The sequence below is a fragment of the Bacillus sp. LR--39 genome (assembly GCF_053613335.1).
On record NZ_JBSIOT010001571.1, the window covers coordinates 1 to 523 of the forward strand.

Annotated in this window: 2 protein-coding genes; both read left to right on the forward strand. The window is 42.1% G+C overall.

Annotation, left to right across the window (positions count from 1 at the left end):
• On the forward strand, positions 1-125 hold a 125-nt coding region (locus tag ACWHAR_RS31855; protein ID WP_452089025.1), incomplete at its 5' end, for a zinc finger domain-containing protein.
• Between the two features lie 166 nt (positions 126-291).
• Positions 292-523, forward strand: a 232-nt coding sequence (locus ACWHAR_RS31860; protein ID WP_452089024.1) for a manganese efflux pump, incomplete at its 3' end; no start/stop codon positions are given.

The window sequence follows — 523 nt, forward strand, 5'->3', positions numbered from 1 at the left end:
AGCTGCAGCATTTTGTGTACGGAAAAAAAGACGAGCCATGCAAAAATTGCGGAACGATGATTTCGAAAATTGTCGTTGGAGGAAGAGGCACGCATTTTTGCGCAAACTGCCAGAAAAAAAAGTAGCATAATGCTTCATTGTCCAAGCTGTCGGTGCATATATCAGTAACTCTGTAATGGAGGATGCCATTTTCGAAACACGGATTTTTCACTTTCCCATATATATGATTGTGATGAATCCCGGGCATTTCACATCTGATACAAGAGCACCAACAGAAAGGAAGAAACGGATATGCAAATGGTTTCTATACTGCTGCTGGCGTTGGCTGTCAGCTTGGACAGTTTTTCAGTCGGATTTACGTACGGATTGAGAAAAATGAAAATACCGTTTAAAGCGATTTTGGTTATCGCCTGCTGTTCCGGTGCTGTCATGTTTATATCCATGCTGATCGGAAGCTTTCTCACGAAGTTTTTTCCTGTATATGTGACGGAGAAGCTTGGCGGTTTGATATTGGTTGGAATCG